This window comes from Azospirillum palustre, assembly GCF_002573965.1.
GTDB classification, from domain to species: Bacteria; Pseudomonadota; Alphaproteobacteria; order Azospirillales; family Azospirillaceae; genus Azospirillum; species Azospirillum palustre.
The window spans coordinates 147,953-166,883 of the sequence record NZ_PDKW01000037.1 but is presented as its reverse complement, the minus strand read 5'-3'; the positions used below and the strand labels follow the sequence as shown (position 1 = coordinate 166,883).

Below are 18,931 nucleotides of genomic sequence, written 5' to 3'. Positions count from 1 at the left end.
CGAATGGCGGAAGGGAATGCGCGCTGCACTCAAATAGGTTTGTTCCGCGGAATTTCCTGCCGTTCTTCGCTTCGGTTCCAGGACAGGACGTCAAGACTACAACAGGGAGTCATCATGATGAACACGTTGACGCTCGACCGAACGGACATCAAGATCCTCAACGAGCTGCAAAAGGACGCAAACCTGACGAACGTCGAGCTTGCCGGCAGGATCAATCTCTCTCCCTCGCCCTGCCTCACACGGGTGAAGAAGCTGGAGCAGACCGGCATCATCGACCGGCGGGTCACCCTTCTGAATCCCAAGGTGATGGGGCTGGAAATCAATGCCTATATCCAGGTCAAGCTCGACAAGCAGCCGCAATCGGCCCTGGAGAATTTCCGCGATGCCGTCGAGCGGATTCCGGAGGTGATGGAATGCAACTGGATGACGGGCGACTGCGATTTCCTTCTGCGCGTGATCGTCCGGGATGTCGAGGAGCTGGAACACCTGATCGCCAGCAAACTGTCGAAGATAGAGTTCGTCTCCACCATCAGGTCCAATCTGGTGCTGAAGCAGATCACCTATAAGACCGAACTGCCGATCAGCACATCGCATGCCATAGTCATTCGCTTCTGACACAGGTCGCCTCGAAAGTGTTGCGGCGAGGCGGTGGCCGGGGTCGGCGGCGACAGCGTCCGGCTTCGTGCGCATGCCGTCGACTGGGTGGCATTGAACCCGGGGGTCGAGTAGCAACGGTACGGGAAACCTAGGTAAGCCCCCATGACTGTCTCGGTAGGGTCTACAGCGACCCTATAGGGCGTCTCGGAAAGCCGAATGATACCCTGTCGAGGCGCGAAAAGTGTCTCATCGCCTCGCCTTGCTGGGGTTTACCCCAGCAAGGCACTGAATGCGGATCATGCGATCCAAGTTACTTTGATTTGGGTTTGAAGGAAAAAATCGTCATTTCGCCTCTATAACCTATACTATACTAAACCAATTTAAGTTTTCATGCAAACCGAGAAGCCGGTATCATCGCGATCACTCAACCGTTGCTAGGAGGCCGCGATGTTCAATATGACCTTTATCAAAAAAATTTTCAGAAGGAAGCTGGTGGTGATTGTGGTTATCGATCGTCTCTGACCGCTAGGTAAGGAGCGGCGAGAGATGCCGCTCCTTACCTAAGTTTTCCGTTCCTTTGCTACTCGTCCCCCAACCCGGCCCGCCCTGCCCCTGCCAGGGCCGGACCGCTCAGCCGTCGAGGTCGGTTCGGTCGCCCCGTGTCGTCGGGGACGACACGACGAGAAAATGCACGTCCGCGCCGCTGTCGTTCCGGGCCTGATGGCGGCTTCCCGGCGGAATCTCGATCCCGGACAGCGCCGTGATCAGGTGGCGGGTTCCTTCCAGCTCCATCGTCAGTTCACCGGAGAGCACATAGAAGAACTGGCGCGCCTTGCCATGGACATGCCTGCGCTCCGCCGTGCCGGCCGGCATCCGCTCCTGAATGACCATCATGTCCGGAGACGGGGAAAGGACCCATCCGTCGCAGCGGTCCCCCCAATTGTAATGGTCCGCGTTCTCAACGCTGCGCTTCACGGTCGCCTCCGGCCAACATCGGTTTTCCTCACTCTTCGGCTCGTGCCTGGGCATCTGGCAGACCGGATCGGCGCCCGCCGCGAAGCCCCGTCCAGGGTTTTGGAACACAACGGCTCCATCCTGGGAAGTCCATTTCCGGATCCGGACCGCGCGCTTCCGTCACCGGGGGAGGCCGCTTGAATCCCTTCGCGTCACGTGTCACATTTGGGACGACACGTGACGGAGGATGCCATGAGCACGGCCGGATCTCTCCTGGGACGGGGTGAGACGGGACCCTATCAGCGGGTCACCGACCTGCTCGGCGGTCCGCGGGTGTTCAAGCGCCCGGTGGTGACGCAGCTGGATGCCCACAACGCCATCAAGACCGGCCTGCCGGGCGGCGCGCTCTACCATCTCGTGACCCACCTGCGGGTCCTCAAGCCGGCGAGCATCGAGTCCGCCGTGGGAATGAGCGTGCGCACCTACCAGCGCCGCAAGGGGGCGCCGGACAAGCCGCTCAGCCCCGAGCAGGGCGGCCGGACCTGGAAACTGGCCGAGATCCTGGCCCAGGCCTCCGAGGTCTTCGGCTCGCAGGAGGAGGCCGAGCAGTGGCTGGAGCGTCCGGCCATCGGGCTGGACGGCAACCGTCCGCTGGATCTGCTGGACACCCCCGCCGGGGTCGAAATGGTCGAGGATTACCTGGGGCGGATGGCTTCCGGGGTCTACACGTGACACCCTTGCCGGCGGCGCTGGGCGGCACCGGGCTGGTCGCGTGGCGTCTCGACCCGGAGCCCTTCCGCACGAGCTGGGACAGCGGCGAAGGGGCCTACCGCTTCGGCGGGCGCTGGAACAGCAAGGGGGTCCGCGCCGTCTACTGCTCTCTCGACCCGGCAACCGCGATCCTGGAGGTCGCAGTGCACAAGGGTTTCAAGGCGTTGGACACGGTGCCGCATGTGCTGACGGCGCTGACCGTCACGGACCCCGCCGCCGTCCATGTGGTCACCCCGGCCGATGTGCCCAACCCCAACTGGCTCCGTCCCGGCATCCCCAGCGTCGGCCAGCAGCAGTTCGGCGATGCCCTGCTGAGCGGGCACAAATTCATCCTGATCCCGAGTGCTGTCTCCCCGCACAGCTGGAACCTTCTGTTCGCCGCGTCTGCGGCGGCGGGAGCGTACGGGATGCGCTCGCAGGAACGGTTTGCCCTGGACACGCGGCTGCACCCGCCGCCCTGATCAACCGCCGCTCACTCCTCCTCCAGCAGCGCGCGGACCGGCGCCGGCCGGACGGGGGCTTGCGCACGCAGGCGGCCCACCTCTCCGGCATGCGCAAGCCCGCCGGAGGAGGCGATCAGGTCGGCCGCGGCCAGCTGGCAATAGCGGCCCTGGCAGCGCCCCATCCCGGCACGGCCCAGCGACTTCACCCGGTTGGCCTCCGCCCCGCCATAGGCCGCCGTCTCACGCACCGAACCGGCGGTGATCCCCTCGCAGCGGCACAGCACGGTGTCGTCGGGGATTGCCCGCACCCGATCCGCCGGCCAGGGGAAGGCGCGGGCGATGCCGCGGGCGAAGCGCTCCAGCCGGGCGAGGCGCTTCAGGTCGGCCGCGATGTCCGGAACAGGCAACCCCAGATCGGACAGGCAGGCCGCCGCGGCGAGACGGCCGGCGACCTCCGCCCCGTCGGCCCCCAGCAGGCGCAAGCCGTCGCCGGCCAGATAGACGCCATCCCCGGCCCGGCCCATGCGGTCGGTGCCGGGCAGCCACTGCGCCCAGGTCGCGTCATAGGCGAACCGGCAGCCGGCAAGATCGGCAAGCTGGGTTTCCGCCTTCAGATGCCAGCCCAGACCGGCGGCATCGCAGACCGTCCGCCGGGAGCGTCCGCCGGCATCCGTCCAGCGGACCGCCGCCACCCCGCTATCCGTCGCCTCGATCCCCTCCAGAACGACGCCGGCATGGTAGAGCCGCCCGAGCCGCGCCCGCATCGCCAGCCCTTGCAGAGCGAAGGACGGGCGGACGGCGAGGTCGGGGACGGCAGCGATCTGACCGCGCAGGCCGGCGGTGTCGAGGACCGCGGCGACCTCCGCCCCCGCCTTCAGCAGTTGGGTCGCCAGCAGGGTCAGCAGCGGCCCCGACCCGGCCAGCACGATCCGCCGCCCCATCGCCACGCCCTGGGCCTTCAGCGCGATCTGCATCGCGCCCAGGCTGTAGACTCCGGGAGCCTGCCAGCCCGGCACCGGCGCCAGACGGTCGGTCGCCCCGGTCGCCAGGATCAGCCGGTCGTAGCCGATCCGGCGGCTTCCGCCGTCGCTGACCGCATGCAGCACACCGCCGGCAAGCGCGACGACGGAATGGCGCGGCAGATGGACGATGCGGCCCGCCGCCGCCAGCCCGTCGAAGGCGGCGTGCAGCGCCACCGCCTTGCCGGCCTGCGAGCCATAGAGCGCCTCGGGCGGACGGGTGAAGCCGTCGGGCGGGCGGCGGTAGATCTGCCCGCCGGCCCGCGCGCCTTCGTCGATCACCGTCGGGCGCAGACCGGCCGCCGCCAGCGTTTCCGCCGCCCGAATCCCGGCCGGCCCGGCCCCGACGATCACGACGCGCGGCTGATTCGGTTCCGTCATGGCCAATCCTCCCGCGTCCGGGTCAGCAGCCGCATGCCCTCGGCCACCGGCGTGGAGCAGGCGCGGATGCGTGCCCCCTGCTCCTGCCAGATCCAGCAATCCTGGCAGGCCCCCATCAGGCAGAAGCCGGCGCGCCGCTCCGGCCCGAACTCCGCCTGCCGCAGCGTCGGGGCGTTGGTGAGGATCGCCGTCAGCACCGTATCGCCGGCAAGCGCCACACGCTCCACGCCATCCAGCAGGAAGCGGACCGGGGCGCGCCCCGTCTCGGCCAGCCTGACCAGCCTGCCCCCCGCCGCCCCGCTCATTCCGCCGCCTCGCGGACCAGGGCCTTCGAGGGAGGCATTTCGGGGAAGCGGGCATAGACCTCGGCCAGCGCCGCCTCCACCCCGCCGGCACCATCGCGGCCGGCCATGCGGCTGAAAATCTCCGTCTTGGCGAAGAAGCGCCAGTGGATCGGCAGGCCGGCGAGGGTGCGCGTCAGGAACTCGTAGGCGTCCGGCGTCCATTGCCGCTCGTAGCCCTCGCGCTCCGGTCCGAAATGGAAATGCCCGGCGGGAGCCGGCCGGTTCGCCCGCAGCCGGTCGGTGGCTTGCGTGTCGAGCACGCCGTCGCGGATGACGACGCCATACTCCCGCTCCGCCGCCTCCACCGAGACATAGCCGCGCGCCACGTCCTGAACCACCCGCCAGGACTCGCGCGTGAACGGGTCGCCCCGGCCGCCGCCGCCGGCCGAACGGATGTCCAGCACGTCGCCCGGTTGCAGCACCGCCGTGTCGATATTGCCCAGCCGCCGTTCGCCCGGCGTGCCGGGATTGACCACCATGTCCGACAGCCCGGCCGCCCGGCCGCCCAGCACGCCCCAGGGGCGGAAGAATCCGCGATCACGGTTGCGCGCGGTGATCCGGGTGTCGGGGGAGAAGACGCGGAAGGCCATGTGGGTGGCCAGCCCGCCGCGCCAGCGCCCGGCCCCGCCGCTGTCGGCCGCCAGCCCGTAGCGGACGAACTCCACCGGGGTTTCCATCTCGGTGATCTCGATGGGCGTGTTCTTCAGATAGGCGGCGTCGGCCCCCGACCCGTTGGTGCCGTCGCGGTGCGGCATGCCGCCGCCGCCGCCGACCACCGGGTTCACCGCGGCGATGATGCGGCTGCCGGTCCGCTCGTCGGTGGTCATCACGTTGACGATGCAGTTGTTGCCGGCCGGGGCCGCCGGAAGCCGCTCCGGCACCGCCTGGGAGAAGGCGCCGAAGATCACCGAGCGCAGCCGCGCGCAGGTCAGCGACCGCATCCCCACCGCCGCCGGGAAGGTCGGGTTCAGGACCGTCCCTTCCGGGGTGATGCAGGTGAAGGGCCGGGTCAGACCGGTGTTCAGCAGGATTTTCGGATCGAGGGTGTAGAGGACGTAATAGACGCCGACCAGCAGGATGGTGTGGCGGGGATCGCCGCCCGACGGCACGTTGAGCGAGGATGCCAGCTGCGGGTCCGAACCGGTGAAGTCGAGCACCGCCTCGTCGCCCCTGATCGTCAGGGTCAGCTTCAGGCGGCAGGGGTTGGCGGTGACGGAATCCTCGTCGGCATAGTCGGCGAACTCCCACCGCCCGTCGGGCATCGCCCGCAGGATGTCGCGCGCCTGCGCCTCGGCATGGTCGAGCAGCGCATCGACGCCGTCGAGGAAGGCGGTCTTGCCGAACTTCTCCACCATGGCGAGGATCTTGCGCTCGCCCGTGTTGAGCGCGCCGACCAGCGCCTTGATGTCGCCGATGTTCAGGTCGGGCTTGCGGACATTGGTGGTCATGATCCGCAGGATCTGCTCGTCGAACACCCCTTCGCGGACCAGCTTCATCGGCGGGAAGCGGATGCCTTCCTGGTGGATTTCGGTCAGCGCCCGCGACAGCGAGGCCGGGACGGCGCCGCCCATGTCGGTGTTGTGGATGTGCCCGCCGGTCCAGGCGATGATCTCATCCTCATGGAAGACCGGCTTCCACAAATGGGTGTCGGGGGCGTGGGTCGCCACGAAACCGGAATAGGGATCGTTGGTGAAGGCGACGTCGCCGGGCCGGTAGTCCTCGATCATGTCGATGGCACGGCCATAGGTCAGGCCTGGATACCAGGTCGCCCCCAGCTCCATCGGCACGCCGAAGGTCTCGCCCCGGCGGTTCAGCAGCATGACGGTGAAATCCTCCGTCTCCTTGACGAAGGCGGAGTGGGCGGTGCGCTGGAGCGTGTGGGCCATGTTCTCGGCCGCCGACCGCGCGTGGTTCGCCAGCACCTGAAGCTTCATCCGATCGAACACAGGCGTCACTCCGCAAAGGTCAGGTGGAGGTTGAGATGCGCATCGACACGGGCCGAGGTGCCGGCCGGGATGGCGAAGGTGGTGTCCTCCTGGGCGACGATGGCCGGTCCCTCGAAGCGTGCGCCGGCCTGCAAGTCCGCACGGCGGTACAGCCCGACCGGGGTCACGGCGCCGCCGGTGAAGACCGGCACGCTGCGTTCCGCCGAGGCGGAGTGCGGTTCCTCCGGCGCCGTCGGGAAATGCAGGGCCGGGCCGTTGCCGATGGCGGACAGGCGCAGGTTGACGATCTCGATCCGCCCGTCGGGGTCGTGGAAATCGTAAAGCCGGGTATGCGCCGCATGGAAGGCGTCGGCGATGGCGCCAGGATCGTTGCCATCCAGCCATTCGGGAGTCAGAGCCGTCTCGATCTCGTAGCTCTGGCCGGCATAGCGCATGTCGGCGACGACCCTCAGCTCGGCGGCACCGGTATGGCCTTGCGCCGCCAACCAGTCGCGCCCTTCCCTGCCCATCGCGGCGAAGGCCTCGCGCAGCGCCGGCATCAGGCCGGGGGAAAGGTCGGCGAACAGGGTGCGGACGAAATCGCCGCGCAGGTCGGCGACCAGACCGCCCAGCGCCGACACCACGCCCGGCCAGCGCGGGGCGACAACGCGCGGCATCCCCAGCTCGCGCGCCAGGAACACGCCCAGCATCGGACCGCCGCCACCGAAGGGCATCAGCGCGAAGTCCCGCACATCGACGCCGGCCCGCGCGGCCATCTTCTCGACCTCCGCGAACATTTCCGACACCGCGACGTCGAGGATCGCCTGGGCGGTCGCCTCCACCGAGCGGAACAGCTCATCGGCCAGCCGCTTGACGGCGGCACGGGCGAGGCCGGCGTCCATCCGCAGCTGCCCATAGGCCATCTGGCTGTGGCCGAGCCAGCCGCAGACCACCATCGCGTCGGTCACCGTCGCCCAGTCGCCGCCACGGCCATAGCAGGCCGGACCCGGCGTCGATCCCGCGGATTCCGGCCCGACGCGCAGCACGCCCTGCCCGTCGACGCTGGCAATCGACCCGCCGCCGATGCCGATGGAGCTGACCGAGACCGACGGGATGTGCAGCGGGAACTCGCCGATCATCTCGCCGACGCCGAACTGGGCCTGCCCGTCGATGATGAGCGCGAAATCGGCCGAGGTGCCGCCGATGTCGAGCGTCAGGATGCGCGGCTCGCCCGCCTGCCGGGCCAGCCATGCCGCCCCGTTCACACCGGAGGCGGCACCGGACAGCAGCATGTGGACGCAGGCCCGCTTGCCCTCCGCCGCGTTCATCACGCCGCCGTTGGACTTGGTCAGCAGCGGGCGGGCGGGCACCCCGCGCCCGGCCAGCCGCCCTTCCAGCGCCGAGAGGTAGCCGGAAATCCGGGGATGGACATAGGCGTTCAGGACCGCGGTCGTCGTCCGCTCATACTCGCGGATCACCGGCCAGACCTCGGCGGAGGTGAAGACGAACAGCTCCGGCGCCAGCCGGGCGACCTCCTCCTTCACCGCGGTTTCGTGGGCGTCGTCGCGCCAGGAATGGAGGAAGGAGACGACGATTCCCATCGCCCCCTTGGCCTTGACGGCGGCGACGGCATCGGCGACGACCGCCATGTCCGGGGCCTGCCGTTCCGTCCCGTCGGAGCGCAGCCGGGCGGGAATGCCGAAGACCATGTCGCGGGCGATCAGCTGGTCGGGGCGCGAGCAGAACAGGGAATAGGTGTCCGGCATGCGCAGCCGGGCGAGTTCGATCACATCCTCGAACCCGGCATTGGTCAGCAGCGCCAGCGGCGCGCCCTTGCGCTGGATCACCGTGTTCATGCCCACCGTCGTGCCGTGCACGAAGCGGGTGACGGCGCGCGGGTCCAGCCCCTCGCGCTCCGTCAGCAGGGTCAGGCCGGTCATCAGCTCCGCGCCGGGATCGTCCGGCGTCGTCAGCACCTTCAGCGACGCCACCCGCCCCGACCGGGTGTCCAGCGCGCAGAAATCGATGAATGTCCCGCCGATGTCGACGCCGACCTTCCAATCGGCCTCACCCAAGCCTCCGTCCATCTCCGCTCCTTCCGGCAAATCAGTCTGTTTCCGATCCGGACGGAAAGCTGACATGGCGGGCCGGGGACGATCCAAGAGCCATTGAGCGCAAACACATAAGGCGGGCTTATGCACCGCGCCGCATAAGGCGGCGCTCCCATAGCCCGGCCTTATGGGATCCTGCCGAACCCGTCTTTGACCCGCCCGCCGGTCGTGGGCAGCCTGACCGATGGGGCGGAGCCATGTCCGCCCGCATGTGGGAGAGGTCGATGAGGGTTATCGTGCTGGGCGGCGGGTTGATCGGATCGGCCGCCGCCTTTTTCCTGGCCCGGCGCGGCCTGTCCGTCACGCTGCTGGAGCGCAACCGCGTCGGCACCGGCGCCACGGTGGCGTCCTTCGGCAACATCCGCCGCACCGGGCGCTATCTGCCGCAGCTGCCGCTCGCCCACCGCTCGCGGGCGCTGTGGGGCGAGGCGGAACGGCTGCTGGGGCGGGATGTCGAGTTCCGCGCCACCGGCCATCTGCGGCTGGTGTTCGACGAGGACGGTCTGGCCGACATGCGCCGCTACATCGCCGACGCGCGGCCCTGGGGGCTGGAACTGGACGAACTGTCGCCGCCGGAGATCCGCCGCCGCTTCCCTGGCCTGGGACCGGGCGCCATCGCCGCCTCCTTCTCGCCGCAGGACGGCAGCGGCAACCCCCGCCTGATCGCCCCCGCCTTCGCCGACGCCGCCCGCCGTCTGGGCGCGGAGATCGTCGAGGAGTGCGGGCCGGTGGAGGTGTCGGCCACCGCGTCGGGCTTCGAAGCCGCGACGCATCGGGGCCGCTTCACCGCGGATCGCCTGCTGAACGCCGCCGGGGCCTGGGGGGCGACCATCGCCGCCCGCTTCGGCGAAAGCGTGCCGATGGCGGCCTATGGGCCGCAGATGGGCGTGACCGAACCCCTGCCGCACAGGATCCTGCCGGTGGTCGGCATGTGGTCGCGTGCCGGCGGGGACGGCTATCTTCGTCAGGTGGAGCGCGGCAACATCGTCTTCGGCGGTGGGGCCGAGCGGGTGCCGGTGGCGCTCGATCCCGGCCATGCCAGGGCCGACCCGGCGCGGCTGCCCGGCCAGTTGCGGGCTCTGGTCCGGCTGCTGCCGGCGCTGGCCGACGTCACGGTGATCCGCACCTGGTCGGGCTGCGAGGGTTACGTCGCCGACAAGCTGCCGGTCATGGGGGCGTCGGCGACGACACCCGGACTGTTCCACGCCTTCGGCTTCAGCGGCCACGGCTTCCAGCTCGGCCCCGGCGTCGGCGACGTGATGGCGGAGATCATCGCCACCGGGCACAGCGAAACGCCGCTGCACGACTTCCGCATCGGCCGTTTCCAGACCGCCGCCGCGCAGACCGCCACTGTGCAGGCGGCGCAAGCCTGACGGCGCCGCTCCCGCCCGCTTCTCAGCGGGCGGGCCGCAGCGCTTCGGACCGGGCCGTGAAGCGGCCGGACAGCGGGACCACCAGGGCGGAGGCGGCGATGACGAAGGCGCCGGCAAGGCTGACCGGCGAGGGCAGCAGGCCGAAGATCGCCGCGTCGAGGATCAGCGCCCACAGCATGGCGGTGTAGTCGAAGGGCGCCTGGGTCGACACCGACGCGCGGGCCATCGCTTCCGTCATGGTGATGTGGGCCAGCCCGCCGGAGATGCCCGCCCCGATCAGGCAGGCCAGGGACAGCCCGCTGGGGGTGACCCAGCCGAAAGGCCAGCTCGCCAGACCGCCGAGCGCGCACAGGAGGGCGAAATAGAAGGCGATGGTCCCCGGCGCTTCGGTCGCGGTCAGCGTCTTGATCTGGACCCGCCCCGCCGCGGTCGCGAACGCCATCGCCAGCCCGGCCGCAACCCCGATGAGGGTGCCGCGATCCGGCGTCGGCCCTTCGAAGGCCGGCACCAGCATCAGCACCACGCCGGCGAAGCCGACCAGAGCCGCGCCGATGGCCACCGCGCCCGGCCGTTCGCGCAGGAACAGCATGGCAGCCGGCACCGCGAGCAGCGGAGCCAGGAAGCCCAGCGCGGTCGCGAGCGCCAGCGGCAGATAGGCCAGCGAGACGAAGGAGAGCACCATCGCCATGCCGCCATAGAAATTGCGCTTCAGGTGCCCGACCGGCTGCCGCGTCCGGAGGGCCGACGGGAACTGCCGGCGCCACATCAGGTAGGCGACGATCGGCGGGATCGCGAAGGCGCTGCGAAAGAAAACGATCTGCCCGATCGGAGCCTCGACGGAGGCCAGCCGGACGAACAGCGACATCACGACGAACAGCCCGGCCGACACCAGTCGGAGCATGATCCCGGCGCTGTTGCCGGAGGAGGATGGAACGGGAAAAGGGTTGGGCACGGAGTCAGCGTGAGAGCCGGCGGAGGGTTCCGGCGTCTGTCCCGGCATGATCGGCACATCCTTTTTTGGGAGCTGGCGGCTTTTAACAGCCGGTGGTGGTTCAGCCCAGGGCCTGGGTGGCGAGTGCATAGGTGACGGGACGGTCCGGCGCCCGCGTCGACGGATCGGTCAGCGGCGCACCCAGCGACATGCTCAGCACCGTGTCGTGAATCCTCAGACCAGAGCGGGCGACGAACAGCGGAAACGGCCCTTCGTCCAGATGGGTGTCCAGGCGCAGGAAACGGCCGTCATGGTCGTCCACATGGGGCTGGACCACGGCAATCGCATCCTCGTCCGTCCCGGCGACCGCCGGACCGACGACATGCCCGCGGCCGAAGGGACGGCAGAGCGCGAAGGCGACCAGAGCGCCGTCACGCTCCAGGCCATAGCCGACAGACTGCCGGAACAGCCGCGCCATCAGCCCGGCCCGCGAAATTCCGAAGGCACGTTCGTCCAGCGCCGTCACCGCCGCGAGATCCACCGCCTCCAGCCGCCGCACCGCCTGCGCGGGCGCAGCGTGCTCGCTCCGGCGCGCCTCGCCCTGGCACTGGAACACGGTCCGGTGGCCGATGAAGCCGAGCGAACGGTACAGCGCCAGCGCCGCACGGGTGGCGTTGAGCCGGTAGGTCCGCCCCGCCGACGCCGACAGCACCCGTTTCATCAGCCAGTCGCCGACCCCCAGCGCTTGCAGCCGGGGCGAGGTCATGACCATGCCGATGGTGGCGAAATCGTCGCCGTGGGGAAACCACATCGCCGATGCCAGGACGCGGTCGATCTCGTCCAGCGCGACGAAGCCGTGCCCGACCTCGCGCACGAACTGCCAGTCCTCCGCGCGATGCGGCCAGCCGACCGAGATCGACAGAGCCTGCAGGCGCTCAAGGTCGATGTCGGCGATGTCGGCCACCCGCACGTCGAAGGCGTCGACGGTCAGGGAGCCCGGTAACGCACCGTCCCCCACCCCATCTCCAACTCCGTCTTTTATGTCGCTCTCGCTCAACGCTTTTTCCTCCCCGGATTTTCCATAACGTGAGGCGGTGCTCCCTTGGGTCAACCGGCACGCCTGAACCATCCAGCGCTCCCCGAGATTACCGGAGCAGCCGCCGCACAATTCACCGCAAAGCCCCGGGTCGGCACAACAATCAACCAAATCGCCCATGCATTCGGCACGGAATGGAGTGGCGGCCGGATAAGATCGTACCTGCCACAGCCGCCAGGGCCCGCCCCCCTCTCCCCACACGGCAGCGAACCCGCAACGACTCCCCCGCGCCTCGAAGCGCGCAGCATGAGGACAAGGTGAGGCCGTCATGACCGTGACCGACATCCTGAAGGATCTGATCGCCTTTCCCTCCGTCGTCGGAACCCCCAACGGCGCCATCGTCGACGGCATCCGCGGCATTCTGGAGGCTGCGGGGGTCCGCGTCCGGGTTCTGCCGGGACCGGAGGGCGACCGCTTCAACCTGTTCGCCACCATCGGTCCGGCGATGGTTCCGGGCTATGTCCTGTCCGGTCACATGGATGTGGTGCCGGCCACAGAACCCGAATGGACCGGCGACCCGTTCCGGCTGCGCAGCGACGGCAACCGGCTTTACGGGCGCGGCACCTCGGACATGAAGGGCTTCATCGCGGCGGCGCTGGCGGCCCTGCCGGCCCTGACCGCCGCCCCGCTCGCCCGGCCGATCCATCTGGCCTTGACCTACGACGAGGAGGCCGGCTGCCAGGGCGCGCCGCATCTTCTGCCGCATCTGCCCGACCTGTGCGCACCGCCGCTGGGCGTCATCGTCGGCGAACCGAGCGGCCTGCGCGCCGTCCGCGCCCACAAGGGCAAGGCGTCGGCGCGGCTGACCGTCCGCGGGCGGTCCGGCCATTCCTCCCGCCCCGACCAGGGGCTGAACGCCATCCACGGCATGACCGACGCGCTGACCGCCGCCGTCGCCCAGGCGGGCCGGCTGAGCGAAGGCCCGCTGGATTCGGTCTTCGAGCCGCCCTATTCCTCGCTTCAGGCCGGCACCATCCAGGGCGGGCTGGCGGTGAACGTCATCCCCGACACCTGCACCGCCGAATTCGAGGCCCGCGCCATCGCCGGGGTCGATCCCGTCTCCCTGCTGGAGCCGGTTCGCGAGGCGGCGCTGCGGCTGGAGCAGCGCGGCTTCGCCGTCGACTGGACGCAGACCAGCGCCTATCCCGCCCTGTTCCTGGCCGCCCGTTCGCCGCTGGCCCGCCTGCTGGAGGAGCTGACCGGCCGGGAACCGCAGGCCGCCGTCAGCTATGGCACGGAGGCCGGCCTGTACCAGACCGCCGGCATCGACGCGATCATCTGCGGCCCCGGCGACATCGCGCGGGCCCACCGTCCGGACGAGCACATCCTCGTCGAGGAACTGCACGCCTGCCAGTCGATGATCGAGGCGCTGGGCCAGCGCTGCCGCCTCTGACCATCCCAAAGGGGTTCCAATGACCTTCCTGTTCAATTCCGATGCCGTGCGCGGCGCGATCTTCGCGGACGCCTTCGCCCGCGCGCTGCCGGAACTGCCCTTTTCGATGGACCCGGCCAGCGTCGATCCCGACGCGGTGCGCTACCTGATCACCTGGACGATTCCGGCAAACCTCGCCCGCTACCGCAATCTGGAGATCGTCTTCTCCATCGGCGCCGGGGTCGACCAGTTCACCATGACCGCCCTGCCCGACCATGTGAAGGTCGTGCGCATGGTGGACGACGGCATCGTCCGCATGATGCAGGAATACGCCACACTGGCCGTGCTGACCCTGCATCGCCAGATGCCGGCCTACCGCGCGCAGCAGAGGGAGTGCCTCTGGCGCCCCCTGCCCCAGCCGCAGGCGGCACAGCGCCGGATCGGCGTGCTCGGGCTGGGGGTGCTGGCGCAGGCGGTGCTGGAGCGGCTGAAGCCCTTCGGTTTCCCGCTGTCGGGATGGAGCCGCTCGCCACGCCAGCTGGACGGCGTGACCTGCCGCCATGGCGCGGACGGCCTCGATGCGATGCTGGGCGAAACCGACATCCTGATCGTTCTGTTGCCGCTGACGCCCGACACCCGCGGCTTCCTCGACGCCCGCCTGCTGGCGAAGCTGCCCCGCGGTGCCGCGCTGATCCACACCGGGCGCGGGCCGCAGCTGGACCACGCCGCCCTGCTGGACGCGCTCGACACCGGCCACCTGTCCGCCGCGATGGTCGATGTGACCGAGCCCGAGCCGCTGCCGGCCGACCATCCCTTCTGGACCCATCCGAACATCGTGCTGACCCCGCACATCGCCAGCATCACCCAGCCGGAAAGCGCAGCCCAGGCGGTCATCGCCAACCTGAACCGGCATTTCGCCGGGCAGGACCCGGTCGGTCTGGTCGACCGGCGGCGCGGCTATTGACACGGCTGCCCTATACCCTTCCCGCGGCACGGCCGCGCATCGATCAAGGAGGCTTCCATGTCGCTGCTGAAGACCATCGACACCGCCCCGACCTTCGCCCCGCGTGAATCGACCCCGATGCCGGACCGGCTGATCGCCGGATCGCCCGCCTTCAAGACCTGGGCGCAGGACGCCGACGCCGCCAAGGGCGACACCGTCCGGACCGGCGTCTGGGAAGCCACGCCGGGCGAAACCCGGTCGATCAAGGGCGAGACCTTCGAGTTCTGCCACATCCTGTCCGGCGTGGTCGAAATCATCCCGGACGCCGGCGGGTCAGGGGGCGAGCCGGTGGTCTACCGGGCCGGCGACAGCTTCGTCCTGAAGCCGGGCTTCACCGGCGTGTGGAAGACCGTCGAGACGGTCCGCAAGATCTACGTCATCATCGACTGAGGGTCCGTTCATGAGCCTGTCCTTCGATCCGGACCGCCTGCCGCTGCCGAACGGTCATTTCATCGGTGACCGCCTGATCCCGGCGGAGAACGGACTGCCCCGGCTGCCGATGCACCGCCCATCGGACGGCCGGGCTTATGCCGACTGCCCGGTGGCCTCCGCAGACCTCGTCGACCAGGCGGTCGCGACCGCGCAGGCGGCGCTGAAATCCAGCAACTGGGGCGGCCTGCGCCCACGGGACCGCACCGCCGTGCTCCAGCGCTGGGCCGCCCTGATCGAGGAGGAGGCGGAAACCCTGGCGAAGGTGGAGGCGCTGTCCTCCACCCGGCCGGTCGGCCAGCTGGTGGCCGGCGACGTGGCGGTCACCGCCGAGCAGATCCGCTTCTTCGCCGAATTCGCCGACAAGGAGGGCGGCGACCTCGTCCCCACCGACGACGGCAGCCTCGGCATGGTGATGACCGAGCCCTACGGCGTCGTCGGCGCCATCACGCCCTGGAACTTCCCGCTGTCGATGGCGGGGTGGAAGCTCGCCCCGGCACTGGCCGCCGGCAACGCGGTGGTGCTGAAGCCGTCGGAGATGACGCCCTTCTCCACCGTCCTGCTGGCGCAGCTGGCGGTGAAGGCGGGGGTTCCCGCCGGGCTGATCAACATTGTCCAGGGCGACGGCCCGACCACGGGCGCCGCCATCACCCGCCATCCCGGCATCGCCAAGGTCAGCTTCACCGGATCCACGGCGGCAGGCTCGGCGATCATGGCCGACATCGCCCGCAGCGGCGTCAAGCCGATGACGCTGGAGCTGGGCGGGAAGAGCCCGCAGATCGTCTTCGCCGACGCCGATCTCGACAAGGCGGCGGCGGCCATCGCCACCAGCGTCCTGTCCAATGCCGGACAGGCCTGCGTCGCCGGGTCCCGCCTTCTGGTCGAAGCCGGCGCGGCCGGGCCGCTGGTCGAGCGGATCCTGGGCCATATGCGCGCCGTCCGCCCCGGCCCGACCTGGGACGCGGAGACGCGCTATTCCCCAATCATCTCCGAACGGCAGCGCGCCCGCATCCACGCCATCGTGTCGGCATCGCTGACCGGGCCGGTGGAGTGCCTGACCGGCGGCGGCCCGATGGACGCCGAGGGGTATTTCTACGCGCCGACCCTGCTGGCCGGGGTCGATCAGACCTCCCCCGCCGTGGTGGAGGAGATTTTCGGCCCGGTGCTGACCGTGCAAAGCTTCGACAGCGAGGAGGAGGCGATGGCGTTGGCCGACCATCCCACCTACGGGCTGGCCGCCGGCCTCTACACCCGCGACCTGTCGCGCGCCATCCGCCTGACCCGGCGGCTCCAGGCCGGAACGGTGTGGGTCAACCGCTATGGCCGCTCCCGCGACCACATCCTGCCGACCGGCGGCTACAAGCGCTCCGGCATCGGCAAGGATCTGGGACGCGAGGCCTATCTCGCCAACCGCCGCAGCAAAAGCGTGCTGATCGGCCTGTAATCCAACGAAAAAGACAGGGGACGTTCGATGAAGACCCACAACATTGCGATCATCAGGGGCGACGGCATCGGGCATCCCGTGGTCGACGCGGCCTGGGAGGTGTTGCAGGCCGTGGCGAAGCCGTCGGGCTTCGCGCTGACCGGCACCGAACTGCCCTGGTCCTGCGCCCATTACAAGGAAACCGGCGTGATGATGCCGGCCGACGGCATCGACAGCCTGCGCAAGTACGACGCCATCCTGCTGGGGGCCGTCGGCTGGCCGGCGGAGGTGCCGGACGCGGTGTCGCTGCACGGGCTGCTGCTGCCGATCCGCAAGGCGTTCGACCAGTATGCCAATGTCCGCCCGCACCGGCTGCTGCCGGGGGTGGAGGGTCCGCTGCGCCGCGGCGGCTTCGACATCCTGTGCATCCGCGAGAACACCGAAGGCGAATATGCCGGTGCCGGCGGGCGCATCCATCAGGGGACGCCGCAGGAGGTTGCGGTGGAGACCGGCATCTTCACCCGCATGGGGGTGGAGCGGATCCTGCGCTTCGCCTTCGCCCAGGCCCGCGCCCGGCGCGGCAAGCTGGCCTCCGTCACCAAGTCGAACGCGCAGAAATACTCGATGGTGTTCTGGGACGAGATCACCCGCCAGCTGGCCGCCGAACATCCGGACGTCGAGGTGACGAGCTATCACGTCGACGCCATGGCGGCGCGCATGGTGACGGCGCCGGAGAGCCTGGACGTCGTCGTCGCCTCCAACCTGTTCGGCGACATCCTCACCGATCTGGGCGCTGCGATCCAGGGCGGGCTGGGCTTCGCCGCCTCGGCCAACCTGAACCCCGACCGCAAGGCGCCGTCGATGTTCGAGCCGGTGCACGGTTCCGCCCCCGACATCGCCCATCTCGGCATCGCCAACCCCATCGCCGCCATCTGGTCGGGTGCCATGATGCTGGAGCATCTGGGAGAAAAGGCCGCCGCCGACCGCGTGATGGCCGCACTGGGCGACACCACGGGCCGCGGCATCGGCACGGTACCCGGCAAGGACAGGACGGACGCGATCACCGCCGCCGTGCTGTCGGCCCTGTCGTAACGCCGGTTGCCTGAAAACCCAAGCAACGGAAAACACAAGACCATGATCCATCACCTGACGGACTCCTCCCTGTTCCGCGAACGGGGGCTGATCGGCGGCCGCTGGTGCGACGGAGTTGCCGGCCGGACCATCGGCATCCAGAACCCGGCGACCGGCGGCACCCTCGGCAACGTTCCCGACATGGACGGAACGGATGCCCGCGACGCCATCGCCGCCGCGGCCGAAGCCTACCCCGCCTGGAGGCGGCGCACCCATGCCGACCGTGCGGCGCTGCTGGAGCGCTGGCACGCGTTGATGATCGAGAATCTGGAGGATCTGGCGCGCATCCTGACGCTGGAGCAGGGCAAGCCGCTGGACGAGGCGCGCGGCGAGATCCGCTATGGCGCCTCCTTCGTCAAATGGTTCGCCGAGGAGGCGCGGCGGATCGGCGGGACCACCATCCCCTCCCCCACCCCCGACCGCCGCATCGTCGTGCTGAAGGAGCCGGTCGGGGTCTGCGGCATCATCACGCCGTGGAACTTCCCCAACGCCATGATCACCCGCAAGGTCGCCCCGGCACTGGCCGCCGGCTGCACCGTGGTCATCAAGCCGTCGGACTTCACCCCCTATTCGGCGCTGGCGCTGGGCGTGCTGGCCGAGCGCGCCGGCATCCCGGCCGGCGTTATCAACATCCTGACCGGCCGTCCCGAGGCCATCGGCGAGGAACTCCTGGCGAACGAGACCGTCCGCAAGATCTCCTTCACCGGCTCCACCCGCGTCGGCTCGCTGCTGATGCGCGGGGCCGCCGACGGCATCAAGCGGCTGAGCCTGGAGCTGGGCGGCAACGCGCCCTTCATCGTGTTCGACGACGCCGATCTGGATCAGGCGGTGGAGGGGGTCATCCTCTCCAAGTTCCGCAACGGCGGGCAGACCTGCGTCTGCGCCAACCGCCTCCTGGTGCAGTCGGGCGTCTATGAGGCATTCCGCGACCGGCTGGTCGCCCGCGTCGATGCCATGCGGGTGGGATCGGGGCTGGAACCGGGGGTCGCCATCGGCCCGATGATCAACGCCGCCGCCGTCGCCAAGATCGAGCGCCACATCGCCGACGCGGTGTCGAAGGGGGCCCGTATCGCCTCTTCCGCCGTCGCGGCGGCGGGTGCGCAGTATGTCGCCCCGGTGGTGCTGACCGGCGCCACCACCGACATGCTGCTGGCCCACGAGGAGACCTTCGGCCCGGTGGCCCCGCTGTTCCGCTTCGAAACGGAGGAGGAGGCCATCGCGCTCGCCAACGCGACGCCCTTCGGGCTGGCCGCCTATTTCTACACGCAGAACCTCGCGCGGTCCTGGCGGGTCGGAGAGGCGCTGGAGGCCGGCATGATCGGGCTGAACACCGGCGCGATTTCCACCGAAGTCGCCCCCTTCGGCGGCGTCAAGCAGTCCGGCCTGGGCCGCGAAGGCGCGCAGGTCGGCATCGAGGAGTATCTGGAGATGAAGACCTTCCACATCGGCGGGCTGGGGTGAGCGGCGTCATAGGCCGTTGACGATCCCACAAGGGCGCCCGGCATGCTGGGCGCCTTTTCTCCAATCGGCCAACCGGCTTTTTCCACGACGCCTAATAGCCTTTTCCCGCTATCTCCAATCGCCATTTTCCGCCATCCTGGCGTTGGGCAGAGTGGAACGCGAGCAGG

The 18,931-nt window shown here is 69.5% G+C and carries 17 protein-coding genes; 10 read left to right on the top strand and 7 right to left on the bottom strand.

Going from position 1 to position 18,931, the window contains the following annotated elements:
• Window positions 1–114 precede the first annotated feature (114 nt).
• On the top strand, window positions 115–615 hold the full coding sequence (locus CRT60_RS02670) for an Lrp/AsnC family transcriptional regulator (RefSeq protein ID WP_244592227.1): 501 nt from the start codon (window positions 115–117) through the stop codon (window positions 613–615).
• Between the two features lie 612 nt (window positions 616–1,227).
• Here the strand turns inward: CRT60_RS02670 and CRT60_RS02665 are convergent.
• Complete coding sequence (locus CRT60_RS02665) at window positions 1,228–1,491, bottom strand: cupin domain-containing protein (RefSeq protein WP_204561620.1); 264 nt, start codon at window positions 1,489–1,491, stop codon at window positions 1,228–1,230.
• 312 nt (window positions 1,492–1,803) lie between these two features.
• Between CRT60_RS02665 and parS the strand changes: the two genes are divergently transcribed.
• Both parS and CRT60_RS02655 read left to right on the top strand, forming a co-directional pair.
• On the top strand, window positions 1,804–2,283 hold the full coding sequence (gene parS / locus CRT60_RS02660) for a type II RES/Xre toxin-antitoxin system antitoxin (protein ID WP_098734912.1): 480 nt from the start codon (window positions 1,804–1,806) through the stop codon (window positions 2,281–2,283).
• Window positions 2,280–2,783, top strand: a complete 504-nt coding sequence (locus CRT60_RS02655) for an RES family NAD+ phosphorylase (RefSeq protein ID WP_098734911.1) — start codon at window positions 2,280–2,282, stop codon at window positions 2,781–2,783. Before parS ends, CRT60_RS02655 begins: the two co-directional genes overlap by 4 nt.
• Window positions 2,784–2,794: 11 nt before the next feature.
• Here CRT60_RS02655 and CRT60_RS02650 read toward each other — a convergent pair whose 3' ends face one another.
• The 4 genes from CRT60_RS02650 to CRT60_RS02635 are packed head-to-tail and all read right to left on the bottom strand — an operon-like array spanning window position 2,795 to window position 8,521.
• Window positions 2,795–4,165 carry an FAD/NAD(P)-dependent oxidoreductase gene (locus tag CRT60_RS02650; RefSeq protein WP_098734910.1) on the bottom strand — a complete coding sequence of 457 codons (1,371 nt, stop codon included), beginning with the start codon at window positions 4,163–4,165 and terminating at the stop codon, window positions 2,795–2,797.
• A complete protein-coding gene (locus tag CRT60_RS02645) occupies window positions 4,162–4,470 on the bottom strand; it encodes a (2Fe-2S)-binding protein (protein ID WP_098734909.1) in 309 nt (102 codons plus the stop codon). The genes CRT60_RS02650 and CRT60_RS02645 overlap by 4 nt, the downstream gene beginning before the upstream one ends.
• A complete protein-coding gene (locus CRT60_RS02640; protein ID WP_098734908.1) occupies window positions 4,467–6,455 on the bottom strand; it encodes a hydantoinase B/oxoprolinase family protein in 1,989 nt (662 codons plus the stop codon). Before CRT60_RS02640 ends, CRT60_RS02645 begins: the two co-directional genes overlap by 4 nt.
• Before the next feature lie 5 nt (window positions 6,456–6,460).
• On the bottom strand, window positions 6,461–8,521 hold the full coding sequence (locus tag CRT60_RS02635) for a hydantoinase/oxoprolinase family protein (RefSeq protein WP_098734907.1): 2,061 nt from the start codon (window positions 8,519–8,521) through the stop codon (window positions 6,461–6,463).
• A gap of 248 nt (window positions 8,522–8,769) precedes the next feature.
• On the opposite strand from CRT60_RS02635, the gene CRT60_RS02630 reads away from it, so the two are divergent.
• Complete coding sequence (locus CRT60_RS02630; RefSeq protein ID WP_098734906.1) at window positions 8,770–9,918, top strand: NAD(P)/FAD-dependent oxidoreductase; 1,149 nt, start codon at window positions 8,770–8,772, stop codon at window positions 9,916–9,918.
• Between the two features lie 22 nt (window positions 9,919–9,940).
• On the opposite strand, the gene CRT60_RS02625 is transcribed toward CRT60_RS02630, so the two are convergent.
• The gene (locus CRT60_RS02625; RefSeq protein ID WP_244592226.1) at window positions 9,941–10,819 is read right to left on the bottom strand and encodes a DMT family transporter; all 879 of its coding nucleotides are present in this window, start codon (window positions 10,817–10,819) and stop codon (window positions 9,941–9,943) included.
• 151 nt (window positions 10,820–10,970) lie between these two features.
• Complete coding sequence (locus tag CRT60_RS02620; RefSeq protein ID WP_244592225.1) at window positions 10,971–11,906, bottom strand: GNAT family N-acetyltransferase; 936 nt, start codon at window positions 11,904–11,906, stop codon at window positions 10,971–10,973.
• Between the two features lie 307 nt (window positions 11,907–12,213).
• Here CRT60_RS02620 and argE point away from each other — a divergent pair, with 307 nt between their 5' ends.
• From argE to CRT60_RS02590, 6 genes are read left to right on the top strand one after another with little or no spacing between them, the layout of a single operon-like run.
• Window positions 12,214–13,338 carry an acetylornithine deacetylase gene (argE, locus tag CRT60_RS02615; protein WP_098734904.1) on the top strand — a complete coding sequence of 375 codons (1,125 nt, stop codon included), beginning with the start codon at window positions 12,214–12,216 and terminating at the stop codon, window positions 13,336–13,338.
• Window positions 13,339–13,357: 19 nt separating this feature from the next.
• Window positions 13,358–14,281 carry a 2-hydroxyacid dehydrogenase gene (locus CRT60_RS02610; RefSeq protein ID WP_098734903.1) on the top strand — a complete coding sequence of 308 codons (924 nt, stop codon included), beginning with the start codon at window positions 13,358–13,360 and terminating at the stop codon, window positions 14,279–14,281.
• Between the two features lie 57 nt (window positions 14,282–14,338).
• On the top strand, window positions 14,339–14,710 hold the full coding sequence (locus CRT60_RS02605; RefSeq protein WP_098734902.1) for a cupin domain-containing protein: 372 nt from the start codon (window positions 14,339–14,341) through the stop codon (window positions 14,708–14,710).
• A gap of 10 nt (window positions 14,711–14,720) precedes the next feature.
• Window positions 14,721–16,193: an aldehyde dehydrogenase family protein gene (locus CRT60_RS02600; protein ID WP_098734901.1), complete on the top strand. Its 1,473-nt coding sequence runs from the start codon at window positions 14,721–14,723 to the stop codon at window positions 16,191–16,193.
• A gap of 27 nt (window positions 16,194–16,220) precedes the next feature.
• Complete coding sequence (locus tag CRT60_RS02595; RefSeq protein WP_098734900.1) at window positions 16,221–17,264, top strand: tartrate dehydrogenase; 1,044 nt, start codon at window positions 16,221–16,223, stop codon at window positions 17,262–17,264.
• Between the two features lie 42 nt (window positions 17,265–17,306).
• Window positions 17,307–18,764: an NAD-dependent succinate-semialdehyde dehydrogenase gene (locus CRT60_RS02590; RefSeq protein ID WP_098734899.1), complete on the top strand. Its 1,458-nt coding sequence runs from the start codon at window positions 17,307–17,309 to the stop codon at window positions 18,762–18,764.
• Window positions 18,765–18,931 lie beyond the last annotated feature (167 nt).